The sequence below is a fragment of the Streptomyces sp. NPDC034084 genome, assembly GCF_055575535.1.
Window position 1 is genome coordinate 425,421 of record NZ_JBVISK010000004.1, and the last position, 24,146, is coordinate 449,566.

The window sequence follows — 24,146 nt, forward strand, 5'->3', positions numbered from 1 at the left end:
GACGAAGCCCCCGTCCGATCCGGACGGGGGCTTCGTCACGCGTCACGCGGATCAGGCCTGCTCGGTGCCGCCCAGGTGGTGGACGCGGACCATGTTGGTCGTGCCCGGGACGCCGGGGGGCGAGCCGGCGGTGATGACCATGGTGTCGCCCTCGTTGTGGCGCTGGAGCTTGAGGAGCTCGGCGTCCACGAGGTCGACCATGGCGTCCGTGGTCTCCACGAACGGGACGAGGAAGGACTCCACGCCCCAGCTCAGCGTGAGCTGGTTGCGGGTGCCCTCGTCCGTCGTGAAGGCGAGGATCGGCTGCTGGGTGCGGTAGCGGGAGAGGCGGCGGGCGGTGTCGCCGGACTGCGTGAAGGCGATCAGCGCCTTACCGTCCAGGAAGTCCGCGATCTCGCAGGCCGCGCGGGCGACCGAGCCGCCCTGGGTGCGCGGCTTCTTGCCCGGGACCAGGGGCTGGAGGCCCTTGGAGAGCAGCTCCTCCTCGGCCGCCGCGACGATCTTCGACATCGTCTTCACGGTCTCGATCGGGTACGCGCCGACCGAGGACTCGGCTGACAGCATGACCGCGTCCGCGCCGTCCAGGATCGCGTTGGCGACGTCGCTCGCCTCGGCGCGGGTCGGACGGGAGTTGGTGATCATCGACTCCATCATCTGGGTGGCGACGATGACCGGCTTGGCGTTGCGGCGGCACATCTCCACGAGGCGCTTCTGCACCATCGGGACCTGCTCCAGCGGGTACTCCACGGCGAGGTCGCCACGGGCCACCATGACCGCGTCGAAGGCCGCGACGACGGCCTCCATGTTCTCCACGGCCTGCGGCTTCTCCACCTTGGCGATGACGGGGACCCGGCGGCCCTCCTCGTCCATCACCTTGTGGACGTCCTTGACGTCGTTGGCGTCACGGACGAAGGAGAGGGCGACCATGTCGCAGCCCATCCGCAGGGCGAAGCGGAGGTCGTCGACGTCCTTCTCCGACAGGGCGGGGACGTTGACCGCCGCGCCGGGCAGGTTGATGCCCTTGTGGTCGGAGATGACGCCGCCCTCGACGACGATGGTCTTGACGCGGGGGCCCTCGACCTCGACGACCCGCAGCTCGACGTTGCCGTCGTTGATCAGGACCTGGTCGCCCTTGGAGACGTCGCCGGGCAGCCCCTTGTAGGTGGTGCCGCAGATCGACTTGTCGCCGGGGACGTCCTCGGTGGTGATGGTGAACTCGTCACCGCGCACCAGCTCGACCGGTCCCTCGGCGAAGGTCTCCAGACGGATCTTCGGGCCCTGGAGGTCGGCGAGGACGCCGACGGCGCGCCCGGTGTCCGCGGAGACCTGCCGGACGCGGTCGTACCGCTCCTGGTGCTCTGCCTGGGACCCGTGGCTGAAGTTGAATCGGGCCACGTTCATACCGGCCTCGATGAGAGCCTTCAGCTGCTCATACGAGTCGACGGCGGGGCCCAGCGTGCAGACGATTTTGGAACGGCGCATAAGGCGGATCCTATCGGTTTGTTTCACTGCGGAATATTCCGTCTGGCGGAAAGTGCAAATGGGCGCGGGCCCGCTCAGGCGTTCACTCGTTCGAGCTCGCCCCGTCCAGAACGAGCGCGTAACTCTGGCGCGCGATCTCCAGCTCCTCGTCCGTCGGCACCACCGCGACCGCCACCCGCGCGTACACCGGCGAGATGATCCGGGCCTCGTCGGAACGCACGGCGTTCAGGTCCGCGTCCACCGCGAGCCCCAGCTCCTCCAGGCCCGCGATCGCAGCCTCCCGCACCGGCGCGGCGTTCTCACCGACCCCCGCCGTGAACGCCACCGCGTCCACCCGGCCGAGCACCGCGTAGTACGCCCCGATGTATTTCTTGAGGCGGTGGACGTAGATGTCGAAGGCGAGCGCCGCCCGCTCGTCGCCCTCGTCGATCCGCCGGCGGATCTCCCGCATGTCGTTGTCGCCGCAGAGCCCCACCAGACCCGACTTCTTGTTCAGCAGCACGTCGATCTCGTCCGTCGACATCCCCGCCACCCGCTTGAGGTGGAAGGTCACCGCCGGGTCGATGTCGCCCGAGCGCGTGCCCATGACCAGGCCCTCCAGGGGGGTCAGGCCCATCGAGGTGTCCACGCACCGGCCACCGCGCACCGCCGAGGCGGAGGCGCCGTTCCCCAGGTGCAGCACGATCACGTTCACCTCCTCCGGCTCCTTGCCGAGCAGCCGCGCCGTCTCCCGCGAGACGTACGCGTGCGAGGTGCCGTGGAAGCCGTACCGCCGGATCCGGTGCGCGTCGGCGGTCTCCACGTCGATCGCGTACCGCGCCGCCGACTCCGGCATCGTGGTGTGGAAGGCGGTGTCGAAGACCGCCACCTGCGGCAGGTCCGGGCGCAGCGCCATCGCCGTACGGATCCCGGTCAGGTTCGCCGGGTTGTGCAGCGGCGCCACCGGCACGAGCCGCTCGATCTCCGCGAGCACCTCCTCGTCGATGACCGTCGGCTCGGTGAACCGCAGGCCGCCGTGCACCACCCGGTGGCCGATCGCCGCGAGCTCGGGGGAGTCCAGGCCGAGGCCGTCCGCCGCCAGCTCCTCGGCGACCGCCTTCAGCGCGGCCGCGTGGTCGGCGATCGGCCCGGTCTTCTCGCGCTTCTCCCCGCCCTGGAGCGGGGCGTGCACGAGCCGCGAGGTCTCCTCGCCGATCCGCTCCACGAGCCCCTGCGCCAGGCGGCTGTCGTCACGCATGTCGAGCAACTGGTACTTCACCGACGAGGAGCCGGAGTTGAGGACCAGTACACGGGTGGGAGGGGTCATGCCGGGAGCTCCTGGGCCTGGGACTGGATCGCCGTGATGGCGACCGTGTTGACGATGTCGCTGACGAGCGCGCCGCGCGAGAGGTCGTTCACGGGCTTGCGCAGACCCTGGAGCACCGGGCCGACGGCCACGGCGCCGGCCGAACGCTGCACGGCCTTGTAGGTGTTGTTGCCCGTGTTGAGGTCGGGGAAGATCAGCACGGTCGCCTGGCCCGCCACCTCCGAACCCGGCAGCTTCGTCGCCGCGACGGAGGGCTCGACGGCCGCGTCGTACTGGATCGGGCCCTCGATCCGCAGCTCCGGATGGGCCTCGCGGACCAGCTTCGTCGCCTCCCGCACCTTGTCGACGTCCGCGCCGGAGCCCGAGGTGCCGGTGGAGTACGAGAGCATCGCGATCCGCGGCTCCACGCCGAAGCGGGCCGCCGTCGCCGCCGACTGGGCCGCGATGTCCGCGAGCTGCTCCGCGTTCGGGTCCGGGTTGACCGCGCAGTCGCCGTACACGAGCACCTTGTCGGCGAGGCACATGAAGAAGACGGACGAGACGATCGACGCGTCCGGCTTCGTCTTGATGATCTCGAAGGCCGGGCGGATGGTCGCCGCCGTCGAGTGCACCGAGCCCGAGACCATGCCGTCGGCCAGGCCCTCCTGCACCATCAGGGTGCCGAAGTAGTTGACGTCCGACACCACGTCGTACGCCAGCTCGACCGTGACGCCCTTGTGGGCCCGCAGCGCCGCGTACTTCTCGGCGAACGTGTCGCGCAGCTCCGAGGTCTGCGGGTCGATCAGCTGCGTGTCGCCGAGGTTCACGCTCAGGTCGGCGGCCTTCTTGCGGATCACCTCGACGTCGCCGAGGAGCGTCAGGTCGCAGACGTCCCGGCGGATCAGCACGTCCGCCGCGCGCAGCACCCGCTCCTCGGTGCCCTCCGGCAGCACCACCCGGCGCCGGTCGGCCCGCGCCTGTTCGAGCAGTTCGTGCTCGAACATCATCGGGGTGACCCGGCCGCTGCGGGCGAGCGAGACCCGCTTGAGGAGGTCGGCGGTGTCCACGTGCCGCTCGAAGAGGCCGAGGGCGGTCTCCGCCTTGCGCGGAGTGGCGGCGCTCAGCTTGCCTTCGAGCGAGAACAGCTCGGTGGCGGTCGGGAAGCTGGTGCCGGGTACGGAGATGACCGGGGTGCCGGGCGCGAGGCGGGCCGCCAGGGTCAGGATCTCCTCGCTGGGCCGCTCGTTCAGGGTGAGCAGCACCCCGGCGATCGGCGGGGTGCCGGCCGAGTGCGCGGCGAGCGCGCCGACGACCAGGTCGGCCCGGTCCCCGGGGGTGACGACGAGACAGCCCGGGGTCAGCGCGTTGAGGAAGTTCGGCAGCATCGCGCCGCCGAAGACGAAGTCGAGGGCGTCCCGCGCGAGGCCCGCGTCGTCGCCGAGGACGACGGAGGCGCCGAGCGCCTGGGTGATCTGGGCGACCGTGGGCGCGGCGAGCGCCGGCTCGTCGGGCAGGACGTAGCAGGGCACGGGGAGGCGGGCCGCGAGCCGCTCGGCGATGGCCTCGCGGTCCTCGCCGGCCACCCGGTTGACGACCATCGCGAGCACGTCGCAGCCCAGCCCGTCGTACGCCCGGAAGGCGTTGCGCGCCTCTGCCCGTACGGACTCGGCGGGCTGGCCCTTGCCGCCGACCACCGGGATGACGGGGGCGCCGAACTCGTTCGCGAGGCGCGCGTTGAGCGCGAGCTCGTCGGGGAGCTGGGTGGCGGCGAAGTCGGTGCCGAGGACGAGGACGACCTCGTAGTCCCGGGCGACGGCGTGGAAGCGGTCGACGAGCCGGGAGACCAGCTCGTCGGTGCCGCGCTCGGCCTGGAGCGCGGAGGCCTCGTGGTAGTCCATGCCGTAGACCGTCGACGGGTCCTGCGAGAGCCGGTAGCGGGCGCGCAGCAGATCGAAGAGCCGGTCGGGACGGTGGTGCACCAGCGGCCGGAACACCCCCACCCGGTCCACCTGGCGGGTGAGGAGCTCCATGACTCCCAGCTCGACGACCTGGCGGCCGTCACCGCGGTCGATCCCGGTCACGTACACGCTGCGCGTCACGCCGTGGTCTCCTGTCCAGTCCTGCGGAAGGGGCCGAGTGGTGCCCTCGCGGCACCGAACCGCGGCCCGTGCGTCAATCGACAGTGCTCAGAAAGCCCCCGATAGGGCGGCATTACCCCTTGACAATACCCCCGTCGATGGTTACGACGCCCCCCGGACGAAAGGCCCGGAAACCCGGGGCGAAAGGCCTCCGGAGGGCCGTCGGCGGGGACGCGCGGACATGCGGCGAGCGCCCCCGTCAGAGAGGGCGTGTGAGAATTGCGGTGACTCATCACGGACCGCGACCGAGCAGGAGACACAGCACGATGCGCATCGGAGTTCTCACCGCAGGCGGCGACTGCCCCGGCCTGAACGCAGTGATCCGGTCGGTCGTGCACCGGGCGCTGACCGGCCACGACGACGAAGTCATCGGCTTCGAGGACGGCTTCAAGGGCCTCCTCGACGGCCACTTCCGCCCCCTCGACCTCAACGCCGTCAGCGGCATCCTGGCGCGTGGCGGCACCATCCTCGGCTCGGCCCGCCTGGAGCGGAACCGGCTCCGCGAGGCCGCCGAGTCCGCCTCCGACCTGGCCCGCCAGTACGGCATCGACGTCCTCATCCCCATCGGCGGCGAAGGCACCCTGACCGCCGCCCGGATGCTCTCCGACGCCGGTATGCCCGTCGTCGGCGTCCCGAAGACCATCGACAACGACATCTCCTCCACGGACCGCACCTTCGGCTTCGACACGGCCGTCGGTGTCGCCACCGAGGCCATGGACCGCCTCAAGACCACCGCCGAGTCCCACCAGCGGGTGATGGTCGTCGAGGTGATGGGCCGCCACGCCGGCTGGATCGCCCTGGAGTCCGGCATGGCCGGCGGCGCCCACGGCATCTGTCTCCCCGAGCGCCCCTTCCAGATCGACGACCTCGTCAAGATGGTCGAGGAGCGCTTCGCCCGCGGCAAGAAGTTCGCCGTCATCTGCGTCGCCGAGGGGGCCCACCCCGTCGAGGGCTCGATGGACTACAAGAAGGGCGAGATCGACCAGTTCGGTCACGAGCGCTTCCAGGGCATCGGCAACCAGCTCGCCGTCGAGCTGGAGCGGCGCCTCGGCAAGGAGGCCCGCCCGGTCATCCTCGGCCACGTCCAGCGCGGCGGCACGCCGACCGCGTACGACCGGGTGCTCGCGACGCGCTTCGGCTGGCACGCGGTGGAGGCGGCGCACCGCGGCGACTTCGGCCGGATGACGGCGCTGCGCGGCACGGACGTCGAGATGGTTCCGCTGGCCGAGGCCGTGACCCGGCTGAAGACCGTCCCCGAGTACCGGATGCGCGAGGCGGAGTCGGTCTTCTAGGCCCTGATCCGCCGGACAGCCCCCGGCCGCCGGCGCGACCGAGTGGCCCCGACCGTCCCCCCGTGGACGGTCGGGGCCACTCCGCCGTGCCCGGCATCCCCCCGGAAATGCCGGATTCCACTCTTGAGCCACGGCGCGCGATCAACAAGGCTTGGGCCTGTCCCGGACATGTCCCGACCCTGTCCGGCGGAGGGGGGAGGCGCGGATGACGCCGGGGGAGCACGCTCCCGATCCACGGGAGGCACGGAGCCCCACCGAGTTCCTCGCGCGCCTCCAGGCCCTCAAGGACTGGTCGGGCCTGACCTACCGCGAGCTGTCGGCGCGCGCCGGGACACACGGCGACGCCCTGCCCCGCTCCACCGTGGCGAACATGCTGTCCCGCCCGACCCTGCCGCGCGAGGAGCTGCTCACCGCCTTCGTCCGCGCGTGCGGGGTCGCGCCGGGGGAGGTGGAGGACTGGCAGACGGTACGGAGGGAGCTGGCGGCCCGGGGGACGTACGAGCCGGTCCCGGCCGCCGCCGACGACTCCGCCGCGGACCCGGTCGAGCGGACCGCCGAGACGCCCCGTGCGGCGCCCGTCTGGCCCGGGGCCGCCGGCGACGGCCCCGGCGGCGGTGCGGGCGGGGCGCGGCCCGGGTCCCGGTCGTCGATACGGCGGGGACTCGTCGCGGCGGTCGCGCTCGCCGGCCTCGTCCTCGCCGGCCTCAGCGTCGTCGCCTTCCTGCGGGACGGCCACGCCGGGCATCCGCCCCGTACCCCCACGGCACCCGCCGCCGGGGACGTCCGGATCCGGGTGACCGGCACCGAGTACTGCCTCGGCGAACGGCCCGGCACCCGCACCGGCCAGGTCCACCAGCTGCCGTGCGCCGCCGCGGGCCTCCCGGGCTACTCGCTTGCGGAGCTCGGCGGCGGCCGGTGGAGGATCGTCTCGCACCACCCCGACTTCGGTCCCGGCTGCTCCGGCCTGCCCTCCGGCGGCCGGATGCCCGGCGCCGCGTACGAGGACTCGGAGTGCGGCGACCCGACCCGGGTCGAGTCCTTCACCCTGGAGGCGTACGGCACTCCCGTCGAGGGCTACCGCATCGTCCCCGTGGGCTCCGCGACCCCCGGCAGCTGCGTCACCGTCGTGGGCGACCGCTCGGCCGCCTGGGCCCGCCTCGCCCAGGCGCCCTGCGCACCGGACGCGGCGGGCCAGCTCTTCGACTTCGACCGGCGGGACTGACGGATCCGCCGGACAGGCCCTACGCGGCCTCCACCAAGCGGGCCCGGAGCGCCGTCACCACCGCCGGGTCCAGCCCGACGTGGCCGGTGACGTACCCGTACACCGAGCCGTACCGCTCGCGCAGGTCCGCCAGGAACAGCCGGATGACGTCGGCGGGCGCCCGGCCGTAGCCCGGCCAGCGCGGTTCACGGCCCGGGTGCGCGGCCCGCCAGTCGGCGATCAGCCGCTCCGTCGCCAGCTCGGTGAGCGCGAAGTCGGCGAGGATGTCCTCGTCCGGGACCTCCAGGAGGTCGAGGACGACGGCCGCGAGCAGACCCGTACGGTCCTTCCCCGAGGCGCAGTGGAAGACGAGCGGCGCCTCGGCGGCGGCGATCACCTCCAGGGCCGTACGGAGCTCCGCCGCCCCGTCCTCGGCGACCTCGGCGAAACGGTCGGCGAGGTAGCGCCAGGGGTCCAGGGCCGGGTCGATCGCCTCCTGGTCGTAGGGGCGGTGCTCGATGGAGAGGTTGTGCCAGGAGACCGCCTCGGTCTCCGGCAGGCGGCCCTTGCCGTCGATCTCCCACGGATAGCGCAGGTCGATCACCGTTCCCACGCCCAGTGCGCGGAAGCGCTCCAGGTCGGCCGGGCCGGCGTCCGCGAGCTTGCCGAGGGAGTCGGAGCGGTAGAGGGTCTCCCACCGCACGGTTCCGCCGCCGGCGGTCCGATAGCCGCCCAGATCACGGAAGTTGTGAAGTCGTTCGAAGGATATGTGTCGTCTCACGGCCGCCAATGTACGGCCCCGGTGCCGGCGGTCTACGGACCGACCGCGGCCCAGAAGTGGCCGGTGATCTCCTCCAGGTAGGCGCGCCCCTCGTCGCCGGTCGCCCCCGAGGCGCCCCAGCTGCTGGTCGCCGCCATCTGCGCGTGGTAGTCCGTGTGGAGCCGCTGGAGCGCGGACTCCACGATCCGCTTGGGCAGCGGCACCATCTTCACGGTCGGTTTCACGTACGCCTGCCAGCGGGTGGTCGCCGCGTTGCGCAGCAGCTCGGCGAGGGCCCCGTCGCCGCCGGTCGCGGTGATCAGGGCGCGCGGGCTGAGCCCGAGCACCTCGGCGAGGGCCGCCGTCTGGCGTTCGGTGCCGCGCCAGCGGCCCTCGTCCTCCATCCGCTGGTACGCGTGGGCGGCCACGCCCACCCGCCGGGCGAGCTCGTCGACGGAGAGGGCGCGGGCCAGCCGGTGCTCGCGCAGGGTGGTGGCGGCGGCGATCAGCTCCGCGGGGGAGCACCACAGGACGCCGGCGAGGGCGGTGAGCTCCTGTTCGGTGGGGAGCACCCGGCCGCGCTCCCAGGCGACCACGGTGTCGGGATGGACGAGGAGGCCGTACTGCGCCCGCAGGCCGTAGGCGACATGACCGGGGGCCATGCCGAGGGCCTCACGGAGCCGGCGGGCGGCCTGGGCGTCGAAGGGCGGGGAGGGTTGGTGCACCCGGCCACGGTAGGTGCGGAGGGTGAGGGCTGGCTACGGTTCGTTCCCCCAACCTCACACGTCGTAGGAACATGGGAACCGATCAGTAACCGCGTCCCGGGCCGTCGAGCCAGCGGTACTGGAGTTCCGGGCGCCCTATCTGACCGTACTGCGGGGCGCGGACGGCCCGGCCCTCCGTGACCAGATGCTCCAGATAACGGCGGGCGGTGATCCGCGAGATCCCCACGGCCGCGCCGGCCTCGGCGGCGGTGAGCCCCGCCGGGGTGGAGCGGAGGGTACGGGTGACCGCTTCGAGCGTCGGGGCGCTGAGCCCCTTCGGGAGCGTGGCCGGGTGCGGGGCCCGGAGCGTGGCGAGGGCCCGGTCCACCTCGTCCTGGCCGGAGGCCTCCCCGGCGGCCGCCCGGAACTCGGCGTACCGGGCGAGTCTGTCCCGGAGGGTGGCGAAGGCGAACGGCTTCAGGACGTACTGGACGACGCCGAGGGACACGCCCTCGCGGACGACCGCGAGGTCGCGGGCGGAGGTCACGGCGATGACGTCGGCGGAATGCCCGGCGGCCCGCAGGGCGCGCAGGAGCTGGAGGCCGTGGCCGTCGGGCAGGTAGAGGTCGAGCAGGATCAGGTCGACCGGCGTCCGGTCGAGGATCCGCACGGCGGCGGCCCGCGAGTGCGCGACCCCGACGACGCGGAACCCCTCGACGCGCCCGGCGTACAGCGCGTGGGCGTCGGCGGCCACGGGGTCGTCCTCGACGACGAGGACCCGGAGGGGGCTCGTACTCACGCGGTCACCTCCCCGTCCGCGCCGGCGGTACCGGGGGCCCGGCCGTCCCGGGGCGGCGACGGGTGCGCGCCGTCGGCGCCCGGGACCTGTGCCTCCCGCGACCGCGGCAGGGCCGTGCCGGCGGCGTCCGTGGTCCGGGCCTCCCGGGGCAGCGGCAGCGCCGTTCCGGCGGCGCCCGCCGTTGCGGCGCCCTCCGCCGTTGCGGCGGCCCCCGCCGCTCCGGCCTCCCGTGGCAGTGGCAGCCGTACGGTGAACTCCGCGCCGCCCTCCTCCGCGTCCGTCACCTCCAGCGTGCCTGAGGCGCGGGCGACCGCCTGGCGGACCAGGGCGAGGCCGAGGCCCCGCCCGGGGCCCCGCGTGGACCAGCCGCGTCCGAGGACCGCCTCCCGGTCGGCGGGGCGGACCCCCGGGCCGCTGTCGCCGACCCGGAGCAGCAGCTCGCCGTCGCCCGCACGGGCGGCGACCGTGACCGTCACGCGCGCGTGCGGCGTCCCGCCGGCCGCCTCCACCGCGTTGTCGATGAGGTTGCCCAGGATCGTCACCAGGTCCCTGGAGGGCAGCGCCGCCGGCACCCGGCCGTCGTCGATGCGGCTGCCCTCCGTGAGGACGAGCTCCACGCCCCGCTCATGGGCCTGCGCCGCCTTGCCCAGCAGCAGCGCCGCGAGGACCGGTTCGCCGACGGCGTCGACGACGCGGTCGGTGAGCGCCTGGGCGAGCTCCAGCTCGGCCGTCGCGAACTCCACCGCCTCGGCCACCCGCCCCAGTTCGATGAGCGAGACGACCGTGTGCAGCCGGTTCGCCGCCTCGTGGGCCTGGGAGCGGAGGGCCTCCGTGAAGCCCCGCTCGGAGTCCAGTTCGCCGGAGAGCGCCTGGAGTTCGGTGCGGTCCCGGAGCGTGACGACGGTGCCGCGCCGCTCCCCGCCCACCACCGGGCGGGTGTTGACCACGAGGACCCGGTCGGCCGTCAGATGCGTCTCGTCGACGCGCGGCTCCGAGGAGAGCAGCGCGCCGGTCAGCGAGGCGGGCAGGCCGAGCTCGGCGGCGGGCCGGCCGACGACCCCTTCGTCCAGGCCGAGGAGCTCCCGCGCGCCGTCGTTGATGAGCGCGATCCGCCGCCCTCCGTCGAGCATCACGAGCCCTTCCCGCACCGCGTGCAGCGCGGCCTCGTGGTAGTCGTGCATCCGGCTCAACTCCGTGGCGTTCATGCCGTGCGTGTGGCGGCGCAGGCGCGCGTTCACGACGTACGTCCCCGCGCCGCCGAGCGCGAGCGCCACGCCCGCCATGCCGAGGAGGGCGGTCACCTGCTCCCGTACCTGCTCGCTGATCTTGTCGATCGTGATGCCCGCGCTGACCAGGGCGACGACCCGGCCGTGGTCGCGGACGGGTGCCACCGTCCGCACGGAGGGGCCGAGGACGCCCAGGTGCGTCTCGGAGTAGAACCGGCCCCGCCGCGCCTCCTCGATGTGGCCGAGGTACGTGCGGCCGATCTGCGCCGGCTCGGGATGCGTCCAGCGGGTGCCGTCCGGGGCCATGATCACGACGAAGGCGACGCCCGCGTGGCGGCGCAGCGACTCCGCGTAAGGCTGGAGGGCGGCCGTCGGATCGGCCGAACGGGCCGCGGCCACCACGGAGGGGGAGTCGGCGACGGCGGCGGCGGTCGCCGTGGCCTGGCGCCGCGCGGTCTCCTCGGCCTGCGCCCGGTCCGTGACGTACGCGAAGACCGCGCACCCCGCCACGACGACGGCCACGAGCACGACCTGCATCGCGAAGAGCTGGCCGGCCAGGCTGCGGGGGCGGGGGAGGGGGACACGCATGCGGGTAAGTGTGCACGTGGGAGCGGGCGCGGGCGGCACCCCGTTCCCGAATCGTGCTGTTCCGCGCGGGGGCCGTCGTTTCGGCCGTGAACGAAACGTACGTAAGCGTGACCCGGGTCACACGCTGATGGATAGTCGCGGAGGTCCACCGGGACGTGGACATCCATCAGCACGAGGAGGACCCCGTGGCCGCACGCCGGGACCGCACCCACTATCTGTATCTGGCCGTCATCGGCGCCGTTCTGCTCGGCATCACGGTCGGCTTCCTGGCGCCGGGCGTCGCCGTGGAGCTCAAGCCGCTGGGCACCGGCTTCGTCAATCTGATCAAGATGATGATCTCGCCGATCATCTTCTGCACGATCGTGCTCGGCGTCGGCTCGGTCCGGAAGGCCGCGAAGGTCGGCGCCGTCGGAGGCCTCGCGCTCGGCTACTTCCTCGTGATGTCGACCGTCGCCCTCGCGATCGGTCTGCTCGTCGGCAACCTCCTGGAGCCCGGCTCCGGGCTCCACCTCACCAAGGAGATCGCCGAGGCGGGGGCCAAGCAGGCGGAGGGAGCGAGCGAGTCGACCTCGGACTTCCTGCTCGGGATCATCCCGACCACCCTCGTCTCCGCCTTCACCGAGGGCGAGGTCCTCCAGACCCTCCTCGTCGCCCTCCTCGCCGGTTTCGCGCTCCAGGCGATGGGCGCGGCCGGGGAGCCCGTGCTGCGCGGGATCGGGCACATCCAGAAGCTCGTCTTCCGGATCCTCGGGATGATCATGTGGGCCGCGCCGGTCGGCGCGTTCGGCGCGATCGCGGCCGTCGTCGGCGCGACGGGTGCCGCGGCCCTCAAGTCGCTGGCCGTCATCATGATCGGCTTCTACCTGACGTGCGGGCTCTTCGTCTTCGTCGTCCTCGGTACGCTGCTCCGCCTGGTCGCCGGGATCAACATCTGGGCCCTCCTGAAGTACCTGGGCCGTGAGTTCCTGCTGATCCTCTCCACCTCCTCCTCCGAGTCCGCGCTGCCCCGGCTCATCGCGAAGATGGAACACCTGGGCGTCAGCAAGCCGGTCGTCGGCATCACCGTGCCGACCGGCTACTCCTTCAACCTCGACGGCACCGCGATCTACCTGACGATGGCCTCGCTCTTCACCGCCGAGGCCATGGGCGACCCGCTCTCGATCGGCGAGCAGATCTCGCTCCTCGTCTTCATGATCATCGCGTCGAAGGGCGCCGCGGGCGTCACCGGCGCGGGGCTCGCCACCCTCGCGGGCGGCCTCCAGTCGCACCGGCCCGAGCTGGTCGACGGGGTGGGACTGATCGTCGGCATCGACCGCTTCATGAGCGAGGCGCGCGCCCTGACGAACTTCGCGGGCAACGCGGTCGCGACGGTGCTCGTCGGTACGTGGACGAAGGAGATCGACAAGGCGCGGGTCGCGGAGGTCCTGGCCGGCCGGGTCCCCTTCGACGAGAAGACCCTCGTCGACGACCACGAGGCACAGCCCCTCCCGGACCAGCGCGCCGAACCGGACGAGGAGAGGGCCCGCACGGGCGTCTGACCGGGCGACGCGGCGGGCGGCCGGGCCCGCGCGTCCGACCCGGGCCCGGCGGCCGTGCCGTCCCCCCTCCCGCCGACTCCTCACCCCGCCCGTCTTGCCTTGACGTCGGCGTCAAGCCCTACCGTCGGGGACATGCGCATCGGAGAGCTGGCCGAGCGGGCCGGGACGACCACGCGGACTCTGCGGTACTACGAGTCCCGCGGGCTGCTGACCGCCGGGCGTACGGAGCAGGGGCACCGCACGTACGACGAGGACGACCTGCGGCTGCTCCAGCAGATCAGGACCCTGCAGGACTTCGGGTTCGAGCTGGAGGAGACGCGGCCGTTCGTCGACTGCCTGCGGGCGGGGCACCCGGCGGGGGACTCCTGTCCCGCGTCGATCGCCGTCTACCGGCGGAAGGTCGCCGAGCTGGACGGGCTCATCGATCAGCTCCGGGCGGTACGCGCCCAGGTGGGCGCCCAGCTGCTGCGGGCCGAGGCGGAACTGCCGCACGGCCCGGAGCCCCGGTGCGAACTGGAAGCGGTGACGGAGAGGGAGGGGTGACGGAGATGACGACGTACGCGGAGGGCGTGGCCGAGGTCACGGACGCGGACTTCGACGCGGAGGTGCTGGGCGCCGGGCTGCCGGTCCTGGTGAAGTTCACCGCGGAGTGGTGCGGACCGTGCCGGCAGCTGAAACCGGTGCTCGGCGCGATCGCCTCGGAGGAGGCGGCGCGGCTGCGGATCGTGGAGATCGACGTGGACCGCAACCCGGAGACCACCGTGAAGTACGGGGTCCTCGCCACCCCGACCCTCATGGTCTTCCGGGCGGGCGAGCCGGTGAAGTCGATCGTCGGCGCCCGCCCGAAGCGCCGCCTCCTGGAGGAGCTGGAGGACGTGATCGGCTGACGGCTGCCCGACCGGGAGCCGGCTCCGTCGAACGCGACGCTGCTCGGCACGGCAATACGGAAATGCCCCGACTAGAATTGACAGTCGGGGCATTGTCTCGCGTATATTGATGGATTCCGTGTCCGAACACACCAAAGGCGCGGAGAAGTTCAATAAACGCACTGTATCGCGCCGGGAGTCGAATTGTCAACCGAGGAATTTCGGAATGAGCAGCAATTCATCACCGATCTCTACGCACGACTCGACGACCTGAGGGACCAGGCCGAGGCCGCCGTCGAGCAGGCGCTGCGCACCCCCGGGGTGGGCAGCAGCCAGGGGCGGCTGGAGCGGGACGTGATGGTCGCCGAGCAGTCCGGGCTGCTCGCCGCCCTCAATGCCGGGGAGAGCGGGCTCTGTTTCGGCCGGCTCGTCTTCCAGGACGGCCGCGACCACCACATCGGCCGGCTCGGCATCCGGGAGGACGACCCGAACCGCACCCCGCTCGTCGTCGACTGGCGCGCCGAGATCGCCCGCCCCTTCTACCTCGCCACCGGGTACGAGCCGATGGGGCTCTCCCGCCGGCGGCACATCACCACCAAGGGCCGCGAGGTCGTCTCCCTCCACGACGAGGTCCTCGACCTCGCCGACGCCACCCGCACCGGTCACGAGAGCCGGGACGCCGACGAGGTGCTGCTGGCCGCCCTCGACGCCGCCCGCACCGGCCGCATGCACGACATCGTGCAGACCATCCAGGCCGAGCAGGACGCCATCATCCGCTCCCCGCACCGCGGGGTCCTCGTCGTCGAGGGCGGCCCCGGCACCGGCAAGACCGCCGTCGCCCTGCACCGGGCCGCGTACCTCCTCTACGCACACCGCGAGCAGCTCGCCAAGCGGGCCGTGCTCATCGTCGGCCCCAACCCCGCCTTCCTCGGCTACATCGGCAACGTCCTGCCCTCCCTCGGCGAGACCGGCGTCCTCCTCGCCACCCCCGCCGAACTCTTCCCCGGCGTCCGCGCCACCGGCACCGACACCCCGCGCGCCGCCGCCGTCAAGGGCGCCGCCGCCATGGCCGAAGCCCTCGCCGCGGCCGTACGGGACCGCCAGCAGGTTCCCGAACGCGGCGAACCGCTGATCGTCCCGCACGAGGACGGCGACCTGGTCATCGACTGGGACATGGCCCTCGAGGCCCGCCACAAGGCCCGCGAGACCTTCCTCCCGCACAACCTCGCCCGCCCCTACTTCGTCTTCCGGATCCTCGACGCCCTCGCCGAGCAGCTCGCCGACCGCATCGGCGCCGACCCCTACGGCGGCCCCAACTTCCTCGGCCCCGACGACATCGCCCTGCTCGCCAAGGGCATCGCCGCCAACCCCGAGGTCCACGCGGCGATCGACACCCTCTGGCCGCCCCTCACCCCGCAGGACTTCCTCGCCGACTACCTGGCCGAACCCACCCATCTCGGCGAGGCCGACGCCGAGGCGATCCGGCGCGAGGGCGGACCCTGGACGCCCGCCGACGTGCCGCTGCTCGACGAGGCCGCCGAGCTCCTCGGCGAGGACGACTCCGCCCTCCGCGCCGCCGAGGAGGCCGAACGGCAGAAGCAGATCCAGTACGCGCAGGGCGTCCTCGACGTCTCCTTCGCCTCCCGCACCTACGAGTTCGAGGACAAGGAGGAACTCGACAAGGACGCCTCCGAGGTCCTCTCCGCCCACGACATCATCGACGCCGAACGCTTCGCCGAACGCCACGAGGAGGCCGACCACCGCACCGCCGCCGAGCGGGCCGCCGCCGACCGCACCTGGGCCTTCGGCCACATCATCATCGACGAGGCCCAGGAGCTCTCCGCCATGGCCTGGCGGCTCCTCATGCGCCGCAGCCCCAGCCGCTCCATGACCCTCGTCGGCGACCCCGCCCAGACCGGCGACCCGGCCGGCGTCGGCGCCTGGCAGTCCATCCTCGGCCCGTACGTCGAGGACCGCTGGGACCACGTCCGCCTCGGCGTCAACTACCGCACCCCCGCCGAGATCATGGCCGTCGCCGCCGAGGCCCGGCGGGCCGCCGACCCCGGCTTCGAACCGCCCCGCTCGGTCCGCTCCACCGGCGTCGAACCCTGGGACCGGACCGTGGACGACCCGGTGAAGGAGACCGCGGACGCGGTCGCCGCCGAACTCCGCGAGGAGGGCAGGACCGCCGTGATCGCCCCGCCGGAACTCCACCCCGGTCTGATCGCCGCGCTCCCCGACGCCTCGTACGGCCCGAAGCCCGACCTCACCCGCCCGGTCGTCGTCCTCGACCCCCGCCAGGCGAAGGGCCTCGAATTCGACACCGTCCTGGTCGTCGACCCCGACGGCATCCGGGAGGGCGCCACGCACGGGGTCAACGACCTGTACGTGGCGCTCACCCGGGCCACTCAGCGGCTGGGGGTGATCAGGCCCGCCTTCAAGCAGGCCTGAGCCACACCGTCGCCAGCGGCGGCAGCGTCATCCGCACGCTCGCCGAACGGCCGTGCCACGGCACCGACTCGGTCTTCACCGGGTCGGTGCCCACCACGTCCGAACCGCCGTACCGCGCCGCGTCCGTGTTCAGGACCTCCGTCCACGCCGCGAACGCGTCCGGCACCCCGAGCCGGTAGTCGTGCCGGACCACCGGCGAGAAGTTGCACACCGCGAGCAGCGGCGAACCGAGCCCGTCGTACCGCAGGAACGCGAAGACGTTGTCCTCGGCCGCGTCCCCCACCACCCACTGGAAACCCTCCGGAACGGTGTCCCGCTCCCAGAGCGAGGGCGTCGCCGTGTACACCGTGTTCAGGTCCCGGACGAGATCCCGCACCCCCCGGTGGTCGGCCTCCGCCCCGTACGCCGGATCGAGCAGCCACCAGTCCGGGCCGTGATCCGCCGACCACTCGGCGCCCTGGGCGAACTCCTGCCCCATGTAGAGGAGTTGCTTGCCGGGGTGCGCCCACATGAAGCCCAGGTAGGCGCGGTGGTTGGCGCGCTGCTGCCACCAGTCCCCGGGCATCTTCGACACGAGTGCCTGCTTGCCGTGCACCACCTCGTCGTGCGAGATCGGCAGGATGTAGTTCTCGCTGTACGCGTACACCATCGAGAACGTCATCTCGTGGTGGTGGTACTTGCGGTGCACCGGGTCCTTCTTCACGTACTCCAGCGAGTCGTGCATCCAGCCCATGTTCCACTTCATGCCGAAGCCGAGACCGCCGAAGCCGCCAGGACCCACCTGGTCCGTCGCCCGCGTCACCCCGTCCCAGGCCGTGGACTCCTCGGCGAAGGTCACGATGCCCGGGCAGCGCCGGTACACCGTCGCGTTCATCTCCTGGAGGAAGGCCACCGCGTCCAGGTTCTCCCGGCCGCCGAACTCGTTCGGCACCCACTCGCCGTGCTCCCGCGAGTAGTCCAGGTAGAGCATCGACGCCACCGCGTCCACCCGCAGCCCGTCGATGTGGAACTCCTGGCACCAGTACACGGCGTTCGCGACGAGGAAGTTCCGCACCTCTTTTCGGCCGTAGTCGAACTCCAGGGTCCCCCAGTCCGGATGGTGCGAGCGGCGCGGGTCCTCGTGCTCGTACAGCGGCCGCCCGTCGAACTCCGCCAGCGCCCAGTCGTCCTTCGGGAAGTGCGCCGGCACCCAGTCCATCAGCACACCGATCCCCGCCCGGTGCAGCGCGTCCACCAGGAACCTGAAGTCGTCCGGGGTGCCCATGCGGGCCGTCGGCGCGTAGAACCCGGTGACCTGGTAGCCCCAGGAACCCCCGAAGGGGTGCTCGGTGACCGGCATCAACTCCACGTGCGTGAAGCCGAGATCCCGGACGTACGCGGGCAGTTGCTCGGCCAGCTGGCGGTAGGTGAGACCGGGACGCCAGGACGGCAGGTGCACCTCGTAGACCGAGAGCGGCGCCTCGTGGTGCGGGCGGGCCCCGCGCCGCTCCATCCACTCCGCGTCGTCCCACACGTAGTGCGAGGCGGTGACGATCGACGCCGTGTTCGGCGGGCACTCCGTACGACGGGCCATCGGGTCCGCGCGGAGGGTGTGCGAGCCGTCGGGCCGCGTGATGTCGTACTTGTAGACGGCGCCCTCGCCGATCCCCGGCACGAACAGCTCCCACACGCCCGTCGCCCCGAGCGAACGCATCGGCAGCGCCGTGCCGTCCCAGTGCGTGAAGTCGCCCGTGACCCGCACCCCGCGCGCGTTCGGCGCCCACACGGCGAAGCGGGTGCCGGACACGCCCTCGTGGGTCATCGGGTGCGCGCCGAGCGCCGTCCACAGCTCCTCGTGCCGGCCCTCGCCGATGAGGTGCAGGTCCAGCTCGCCGAGCGACGGCAGGAAGCGGTACGGGTCGTGGAGCGCGAGCTCGTCACCCCCGTCCTCGTAGCGGACCCGCAGCTCGTACGCCGGCACCTTGCGCAGCCGCGGGAGCAGCGCCGAGAACAGGCCGTCGCCTTCGTCGAGCAGCGGGACGCGCCCGCCCTTGACGACGACGGTGACCTCCTTCGCCCAGGGGCGCAGCGCCCTGATGACGACCCCGCCCTTGACCGGATGCGCGCCGAGCACGCCGTGCGGGTCGTGATGCTCCCCGGCGAGCAGCCGGGCCCGGTCGCCCGGGTCGAGCGCGGGCGCCTTCCGTACGGAGCTGGACGTCTTGCCTGCGGGGCGGGCGGTCACGGGGGTGCCTCCTGGGGGCAGGGGAAGGGGGTACGGGTACGGAACGGTGATGCGGCGGCCCGGGACACTCGGCCGAACGGGGCGCGTGGGGTCGGTGCAGGCGGGGAGGGCCGGGCGGCGCGGACCGACTGCTCCGAACGGGTCGGGCGCGGTGGGCGTCCGCCCCGCCGGGGCGGTGCCCCCGCCCCCGCACGGCGCGGGGCGACGCCCACACGGGCGGGGGCGCCGTCCCCCGGGCGCGTGTGCAGCGCGGGTGGTTCACGGCGTCGCGAGGCGTTGGATGGCGGACATGGGGACCGGGAGCCAGTCCGGGCGGTGGCGGGCCTCGTACAGGACCTCGTACACCGCCTTGTCCGTCTCGTAGGCCCGCAGCAGCGCCGGATCCGCCCGGGGGTCCGCGCCCGCCGCCTCCGCGTAGCCCGTGCAGTACGCCGCCCGGCACCGCGCGGCCCACTCGGCGTTCCAGGGCCGGTGGGTGCGGGCCGCGTAGTCGAAGGAGCGGAGCATCCCGGCGACGTCGCGGACCGTGGGCTGGGGGCTGCGGCGCTCGTCCAGCGGCTTCGCCGGTTCGCCCTCGAAGTCGATGACGGCCCAGCCGCCGTCGGACCCGCGCAGGGTCTGGCCGAGATGCAGGTCCCCGTGGATGCGCTGGACCACGCCCGCGCCGGGCGCGTCGCCCGCCGCCGCGAACACCGCCCGCAGCCCCGGCACGTGCGGCAGCAGCGCCGGTACGGCCTGGGCCGCCGCGTGCAGCCTGCGGTCCATCGCGGCGGCCAGCTGCTCGGTCTCCGCGCGGGCGAGCCGCCGGGTGGGCAGCGCCTTGGCGAGGGCCAGGTGGACCTCGGCCGTCGCGCGGCCCAGCGCCCGCGCCTCGGCGGTGAACTCCCGCCCGTCGGCGAGCGAGTCCAGGGCGAGCCGCCAGCCGTCCCGGGAGTCCCGCAGATAGGGCTGGAGGACGCCCAGGGTGGAGGCTCCCGACTCGAACCAGGCGACGGGCGCCGGCACCCGGGCGCAGCCGGCCCCGGCGAGGGCGAGCGGCAGCTCCAGGTCCGGGTTGGCCCCCGGGCTGACCCTCCGGAAGATCTTCAGGATGAACGTATCGCCGAAGACCAGGGAGGAGTTGGACTGCTCCGCGTCGAGCACGCGCGGCGCGAGCGCCGGCGGCAGGGCCGCCGTGGCGTGGAAGCGCAGCGGGCCCGTGCGGCCCGGGGTGCGCAACCGGTCGTAGAGGAGGCCGGCGAGCCGCGGGTCGCGCAGCCCTTCGTAGACGGCCCGTCCGGCCAGCGGCCCCTGCCGGATCCGCCCGATCAGGGCGGGGGCGAGGCGGGGCGGCAGCTGGGACCGTACGCCCAGGAGCACTTGGTAGCAGTCGGCGGGCGTCCCGGCCGGGCGACCCGGCTGTTCGACCCGTACGAGAAGGTGGAGGAGTCCGGGCCCGGCGCCGTCCAGGGGCAGCAGCTCGGTGGCCGCGTCCAGCGTGAATCCGGTGACCCGGCGGCCCTTGCCCGCGAACCAGCGCTGCCGTGGCAGCCATTCGTGGAGCAGGGGAGCGAGGGACGGAAGGAGGGCGTCCGGGGCCCGGGTGGTGGATGCGGTCTCCGGCATGGCATCGCGTCCTTTCCCCGGGGCGCGCACGTGGCTTTCGTATGCGTTCAAATGCGCAGAGTGTCCCGGATGGCGGCTGTGACTGTCCGGATGTGCGGGACGTGTCGGAAAGGGAAGATCCGTACGGGTCCGGCAAGAAGGCCCGTATGGACCCGGATCGTGTGTCGTTCACACTGCCCCGGGCGGGACGGGGGTAACCCGCCCCGCCCGGGTCGAGCGGAACTGGCGCACGCTCAGGGCTTATTGAGACGGAACCAGTAGAAGCCGTGTCCCGCAAGGGTCAGGAGGTAGGGCAGTTGGCCGATGGCCGGGAACCGCACCCCGCCGATCAGCTCCACCGGCCTGATGCCGTCGAAGCGCCGGAGGTCGAGCTCGGTCGGCTGCGCGAACCGCGAGAAGTTGTTCACGCAGAGGACGAGGTCGTCGCCGTCCTCGCGGAGGAAGGCGAGCACGGCCGGGTTGGACGCCGGGAGTTCCGTGTAGGTGCCCGTCCCGAAGGCCCGGTTCTGCTTGCGGATCTCGATCATCCGCTTCGTCCAGTGCAGTAGTGAGGACGGCGAGGCCATGCCCGCCTCGACGTTGGTCACCTGGTAGCCGTGGACGGGGTCCATGATGGCCGGCAGGTAGAGCCGTCCCGGGTCGCAGGAGGAGAAGCCCGCGTTCCGGTCGGGGGTCCACTGCATGGGGGTCCGCACCCCGTCCCGGTCGCCCAGCCAGATGTTGTCGCCCATGCCGATCTCGTCGCCGTAGTAGAGCACCGGCGAGCCGGGCAGCGAGAAGAGCAGCGCGGTGAACAGCTCCATCTGGTTGCGGTCGTTGTCGAGGAGCGGGGCGAGCCGCCGCCGGATGCCGATGTTGGCCCGCATGCGCGGGTCCTTGGCGTATTCGGCGTACATGTAGTCGCGCTCTTCGTCCGTGACCATCTCGAGGGTGAGCTCGTCGTGGTTGCGCAGGAAGATGCCCCACTGGCAGCCGGAGGGGATCTCCGGGGTCTTCGCCAGGATCTCCGAGACCGGGTAGCGGGACTCGCGCCGCACGGCCATGAAGATCCGCGGCATGACCGGGAAGTGGAAGGCCATGTGGCACTCGTCGCCGCCGGAGGGGAAGTCGCCGAAGTAGTCGACGACGTCGTCCGGCCACTGGTTGGCCTCGGCGAGCAGCACCGTGTCCGGGTAGTGGTCGTCGATCTCCTTGCGGACCCGCTTGAGGAAGGCGTGCGTGGCCGGGAGGTTCTCGCAGTTGGTGCCCTCCTGCTGGTACAGGTACGGCACCGCGTCGAGCCGGAAGCCGTCGATCCCCAGGTCCAGCCAGAACTTCAGCGCGGAGAGGATCTCCTTCTGCACCGCCGGGTTCTCGTAGTTGAGGTCCGGCTGGTGCGAGAAGAACCGGTGCCAGTAGTACTGCTTGCGGACCGGGTCGAAGGTCCAGTTGGAGGTCTCCGTGTCGACGAAGATGATCCGGGCGTCGGCGTACTGCTTGTCGTCGTCCGCCCAGACGTAGTAGTCGCCGTACGGGCCGTCCGGGTCGCGCCGCGACTCCTGGAACCAGGGGTGCTGGTCGCTGGTGTGGTTCATGACGAAGTCGATGACCACGCGCATGCCGCGCTGGTGGGCCGCGTCCACGAACTCCACGAAGTCGGCGAGGTCGCCGAACTCGGGGAGCACCGAGGTGTAGTCGGCGACGTCGTAGCCTCCGTCCCGCAGCGGGGACTTGAAGAAGGGTGGCAGCCAGAGGCAGTCCACGCCCAGCCACTGGAGGTAGTCCAGCCGGGACGTGATGCCCCTCAGGTCGCCGACGCCGTCGCCGTTGCTGTCCTGGAAGGAGCGGACGAGGACCTCGTAGAACACGGCCCGCTTGAACCATTCGGGATCGCGGTCCTTGGCGGGGGTGTCCTCGAAGGTGTCGGGGACGGGCTCGTTGACAGTCATGAGGTGGGTGACCCTCCGGTCTGCGGGGACGGTCGCAGGACGAGGACGTGCGCGGGCGTGACTCCCGGTTCCAGGCGCACGTAACTGGCCCTGCCCCAGTGATAGGTCTCGCCGGTGAGCTCGTCGCGCACCGGCACGGTCTCGTGCCAGTCGAGGCCGAGTTCCGGCATGTTCAACGAGACCGTCGCCTCCTGGGTGTGGTGCGGGTCGAGGTTGACGACCACCAGAACGGTGTTCGAACCGGAGCGCTTCGAGTACGCGATCACCTGAGGGTTGTCGGTCTCGTGGAAGGACAGGTTCCGCAGCCGGCGGAGGGCCGGGTGGCGGCGCCTGATCCGGTTCAGGGTGGTGATCAGCGGGGTGATCGTGGCCCCGGCGCGCTCCGCCGACTCCCAGTCCCTCGGCCTCAGTTCGTACTTCTCCGAGTCGAGGTACTCCTCGCTGCCGTCCCGCAGCGGGGTGTTCTCGCACAGCTCGTACCCGGCGTACATGCCCCAGGAGGGCGCCAGCGTCGCCGCGAGGACCGCCCGCACCTCGAACGCGGGCCGGCCGCCCTGCTGGAGGTAGGCGTGCAGGATGTCGGGGGTGTTCACGAAGAGGTTCGGCCGCATCTGCGCGGCCGTCTCCCCGGACAGCTCGGTGAGGTACTCCGTCAGCTCCTCCTTGGTGTTGCGCCAGGTGAAGTACGTGTACGACTGCTGGAAGCCGATGGCGCCGAGCGTCCGCATCATCGCCGGGCGGGTGAACGCCTCCGCCAGGAAGATCACGTCCGGGTCCGCCCGGTTGACCTCGCCGATCACCCGCTCCCAGAACACCACCGGCTTGGTGTGCGGGTTGTCCACGCGGAAGATCCGGACCCCGTGGTCCATCCAGTGCCGGAGGATCCGCACGGTCTCCGCGACGATCCCGTCCATGTCCTTGTCGAACGCGATCGGATAGATGTCCTGGTACTTCTTCGGCGGGTTCTCCGCGTACGCGATCGAACCGTCCGCCCGGTGGTGGAACCACTCCGGGTGCTTCTCCACCCACGGGTGGTCCGGGGAGCACTGGAGCGCGAAGTCCAGGGCGACCTCGAGACGCAGCTCCCGGGCCCGCGCCACGAAGGCGTCGAAGTCCTCGAAGGTCCCCAGGTCGGGGTGGAGCGCGTCGTGGCCGCCCTCCGGCGAGCCGATCGCCCACGGCACGCCGACATCGTTCGGACCGGCGGAGAGGGAGTTGTTCGGGCCCTTGCGGTGGGTCTCGCCGATCGGGTGCACCGGCGGCAGGTACACCACGTCGAAGCCCATCGCGGCGATCGCCGGAAGCCGTTCGGCCGCGGTCCGGAAGCTGCCCGGAACCGTCCGCCCCTTGACCTTCCGAACGCCTTCCGAACGCGGGAAGAACTCGTACCAGGAGCCGAACAGGGCCCGCTCGCGCTCCACCTGGAGCGGCAACGCCGGTGACGCGGAGAGCAGTTCGCGCAGCGGATGGCGGTCCAGGGCCTCGACCACCCGCGGGGCGAGGGCCGCCGCGAGCCGCACGGCCGCCGGGCGCGACACGTCGCGCAGGGCGTCCGCCGCCGCGAGCACGGCCTCCCGCCCGCCACCCTTCTTCGGGACGCCCTTCGCGGCCCGCTCGTGCAGCTCGGCGCCCTCGGCGAGGACCAGTTCGGAGTCGATGCCGGCGGGGATCTTGATCCTCGCCGTGTGGCGCCAGGTGGCCACCGGATCGCTCCACGCCTCGACGGTGTACGTCCACAGGCCCTCGGCGTCCGGGGTGACCTCGGCGCCCCACCGGTCGGTGCCGGGGGCCAGTTCGCGCATCGGGGTCCAGGGACCGGGGCGGCCCGACGGGCCGCGCAGCACGACATTGGCGGCGACCGCGTCGTGGCCCTCGCGGAAGACGGTCGCCGTCACCTCGAAGGTCTCTCCGGCCACCGCCTTCGCGGGGCGCCGGCCGCAGTCGACCAGGGGGCGGACGTCCAGTACGGGAATGCGTCCCATGAGCGGATTCACAGCATCACCTGAGGGGTTACGGGGTGCGGGTGGTGGTGCGCTCTTTGTAGCTCCGTCGGCGGCCG

At 72.4% G+C, this 24,146-nt stretch carries 17 protein-coding genes; 6 read left to right on the plus strand and 11 right to left on the minus strand.

Features of this window, described 5'->3' with window-relative positions:
• Nucleotides 1-51: 51 nt before the first annotated feature.
• The 3 genes from pyk to pta all read right to left on the minus strand — a co-directional run bounded on the left by pyk (nt 52) and on the right by pta (nt 4,866).
• Nucleotides 52-1,482: a pyruvate kinase gene (pyk, locus tag ACZ51I_RS17105; protein ID WP_468876376.1), complete on the minus strand. Its 1,431-nt coding sequence runs from the start codon at nt 1,480-1,482 to the stop codon at nt 52-54.
• Between the two features lie 82 nt (nt 1,483-1,564).
• Nucleotides 1,565-2,788, minus strand: coding sequence for an acetate kinase (locus ACZ51I_RS17110; protein ID WP_468876378.1), 1,224 nt, complete (start codon nt 2,786-2,788; stop codon nt 1,565-1,567).
• Nucleotides 2,785-4,866 carry a phosphate acetyltransferase gene (gene pta, locus ACZ51I_RS17115; protein WP_468876380.1) on the minus strand — a complete coding sequence of 694 codons (2,082 nt, stop codon included), beginning with the start codon at nt 4,864-4,866 and terminating at the stop codon, nt 2,785-2,787. The genes ACZ51I_RS17110 and pta overlap by 4 nt, the downstream gene beginning before the upstream one ends.
• Before the next feature lie 305 nt (nt 4,867-5,171).
• Here pta and ACZ51I_RS17120 point away from each other — a divergent pair, with 305 nt between their 5' ends.
• Complete coding sequence (locus tag ACZ51I_RS17120) at nt 5,172-6,197, plus strand: ATP-dependent 6-phosphofructokinase (RefSeq protein WP_468876382.1); 1,026 nt, start codon at nt 5,172-5,174, stop codon at nt 6,195-6,197.
• A 205-nt stretch (nt 6,198-6,402) separates the two neighbouring features.
• Complete coding sequence (locus ACZ51I_RS17125) at nt 6,403-7,419, plus strand: helix-turn-helix domain-containing protein (protein WP_468876384.1); 1,017 nt, start codon at nt 6,403-6,405, stop codon at nt 7,417-7,419.
• 19 nt (nt 7,420-7,438) lie between these two features.
• Here ACZ51I_RS17125 and ACZ51I_RS17130 read toward each other — a convergent pair whose 3' ends face one another.
• From ACZ51I_RS17130 to ACZ51I_RS17145, 4 genes are all read right to left on the minus strand, one after another.
• Complete coding sequence (locus ACZ51I_RS17130; protein ID WP_468876386.1) at nt 7,439-8,179, minus strand: tyrosine-protein phosphatase; 741 nt, start codon at nt 8,177-8,179, stop codon at nt 7,439-7,441.
• Nucleotides 8,180-8,211: 32 nt separating this feature from the next.
• Nucleotides 8,212-8,820, minus strand: coding sequence for a helix-turn-helix domain-containing protein (locus tag ACZ51I_RS17135; RefSeq protein WP_468876846.1), 609 nt, complete (start codon nt 8,818-8,820; stop codon nt 8,212-8,214).
• 145 nt (nt 8,821-8,965) lie between these two features.
• The gene (locus ACZ51I_RS17140) at nt 8,966-9,661 is read right to left on the minus strand and encodes a response regulator (protein ID WP_468876388.1); all 696 of its coding nucleotides are present in this window, start codon (nt 9,659-9,661) and stop codon (nt 8,966-8,968) included.
• Complete coding sequence (locus tag ACZ51I_RS17145; RefSeq protein ID WP_468876391.1) at nt 9,658-11,475, minus strand: sensor histidine kinase; 1,818 nt, start codon at nt 11,473-11,475, stop codon at nt 9,658-9,660. The genes ACZ51I_RS17140 and ACZ51I_RS17145 overlap by 4 nt, the downstream gene beginning before the upstream one ends.
• Before the next feature lie 185 nt (nt 11,476-11,660).
• Here ACZ51I_RS17145 and ACZ51I_RS17150 point away from each other — a divergent pair, with 185 nt between their 5' ends.
• From ACZ51I_RS17150 to ACZ51I_RS17165, 4 genes are all read left to right on the plus strand, one after another.
• The gene (locus tag ACZ51I_RS17150; protein WP_468876393.1) at nt 11,661-13,013 is read left to right on the plus strand and encodes a cation:dicarboxylate symporter family transporter; all 1,353 of its coding nucleotides are present in this window, start codon (nt 11,661-11,663) and stop codon (nt 13,011-13,013) included.
• Between the two features lie 132 nt (nt 13,014-13,145).
• Nucleotides 13,146-13,556 carry a MerR family transcriptional regulator gene (locus ACZ51I_RS17155; protein WP_468876395.1) on the plus strand — a complete coding sequence of 137 codons (411 nt, stop codon included), beginning with the start codon at nt 13,146-13,148 and terminating at the stop codon, nt 13,554-13,556.
• A gap of 5 nt (nt 13,557-13,561) precedes the next feature.
• Nucleotides 13,562-13,900, plus strand: a complete 339-nt coding sequence (locus ACZ51I_RS17160) for a thioredoxin family protein (protein WP_468876397.1) — start codon at nt 13,562-13,564, stop codon at nt 13,898-13,900.
• A 183-nt stretch (nt 13,901-14,083) separates the two neighbouring features.
• Complete coding sequence (locus ACZ51I_RS17165; protein ID WP_468876399.1) at nt 14,084-16,330, plus strand: HelD family protein; 2,247 nt, start codon at nt 14,084-14,086, stop codon at nt 16,328-16,330.
• Here ACZ51I_RS17165 and glgB read toward each other — a convergent pair.
• From glgB to ACZ51I_RS17185, 4 genes are all read right to left on the minus strand, one after another.
• Nucleotides 16,317-18,554 (minus strand): 1,4-alpha-glucan branching enzyme, encoded by a 2,238-nt coding sequence (gene glgB, locus ACZ51I_RS17170; protein ID WP_468876401.1) that lies wholly within the window; start codon nt 18,552-18,554, stop codon nt 16,317-16,319. The genes ACZ51I_RS17165 and glgB overlap by 14 nt on opposite strands.
• A gap of 258 nt (nt 18,555-18,812) precedes the next feature.
• On the minus strand, nt 18,813-20,159 hold the full coding sequence (locus ACZ51I_RS17175; RefSeq protein WP_468876403.1) for a maltokinase N-terminal cap-like domain-containing protein: 1,347 nt from the start codon (nt 20,157-20,159) through the stop codon (nt 18,813-18,815).
• A gap of 233 nt (nt 20,160-20,392) precedes the next feature.
• On the minus strand, nt 20,393-22,087 hold the full coding sequence (treS, locus tag ACZ51I_RS17180; RefSeq protein WP_468876405.1) for a maltose alpha-D-glucosyltransferase: 1,695 nt from the start codon (nt 22,085-22,087) through the stop codon (nt 20,393-20,395).
• Nucleotides 22,084-24,069, minus strand: coding sequence for an alpha-1,4-glucan--maltose-1-phosphate maltosyltransferase (locus ACZ51I_RS17185; protein ID WP_468876407.1), 1,986 nt, complete (start codon nt 24,067-24,069; stop codon nt 22,084-22,086). The genes treS and ACZ51I_RS17185 overlap by 4 nt, the downstream gene beginning before the upstream one ends.
• Between the last annotated feature and the right edge of the window lie 77 nt (nt 24,070-24,146).

Excerpts from the sequence above, each read along its gene's own strand:
- pyk (WP_468876376.1), bottom strand. The coding sequence starts at position 1,482 with ATGCGCCGTTCCAAAATCGTCTGCACGCTGGGCCCCGCCGTCGACTCG.
- ACZ51I_RS17110 (WP_468876378.1), bottom strand. The coding sequence starts at position 2,788 with ATGACCCCTCCCACCCGTGTACTGGTCCTCAACTCCGGCTCCTCGTCG.
- ACZ51I_RS17120 (WP_468876382.1), top strand. The coding sequence starts at position 5,172 with ATGCGCATCGGAGTTCTCACCGCAGGCGGCGACTGCCCCGGCCTGAAC.
- ACZ51I_RS17125 (WP_468876384.1), top strand. The coding sequence starts at position 6,403 with ATGACGCCGGGGGAGCACGCTCCCGATCCACGGGAGGCACGGAGCCCC.
- ACZ51I_RS17135 (WP_468876846.1), bottom strand. The coding sequence starts at position 8,820 with ATGGCCCCCGGTCATGTCGCCTACGGCCTGCGGGCGCAGTACGGCCTC.
- ACZ51I_RS17145 (WP_468876391.1), bottom strand. The coding sequence starts at position 11,475 with ATGCGTGTCCCCCTCCCCCGCCCCCGCAGCCTGGCCGGCCAGCTCTTC.
- ACZ51I_RS17155 (WP_468876395.1), top strand. The coding sequence starts at position 13,146 with ATGCGCATCGGAGAGCTGGCCGAGCGGGCCGGGACGACCACGCGGACT.
- ACZ51I_RS17160 (WP_468876397.1), top strand. The coding sequence starts at position 13,562 with ATGACGACGTACGCGGAGGGCGTGGCCGAGGTCACGGACGCGGACTTC.
- ACZ51I_RS17175 (WP_468876403.1), bottom strand. The coding sequence starts at position 20,159 with ATGCCGGAGACCGCATCCACCACCCGGGCCCCGGACGCCCTCCTTCCG.
- treS (WP_468876405.1), bottom strand. The coding sequence starts at position 22,087 with ATGACTGTCAACGAGCCCGTCCCCGACACCTTCGAGGACACCCCCGCC.
- ACZ51I_RS17185 (WP_468876407.1), bottom strand. The coding sequence starts at position 24,069 with ATGGGACGCATTCCCGTACTGGACGTCCGCCCCCTGGTCGACTGCGGC.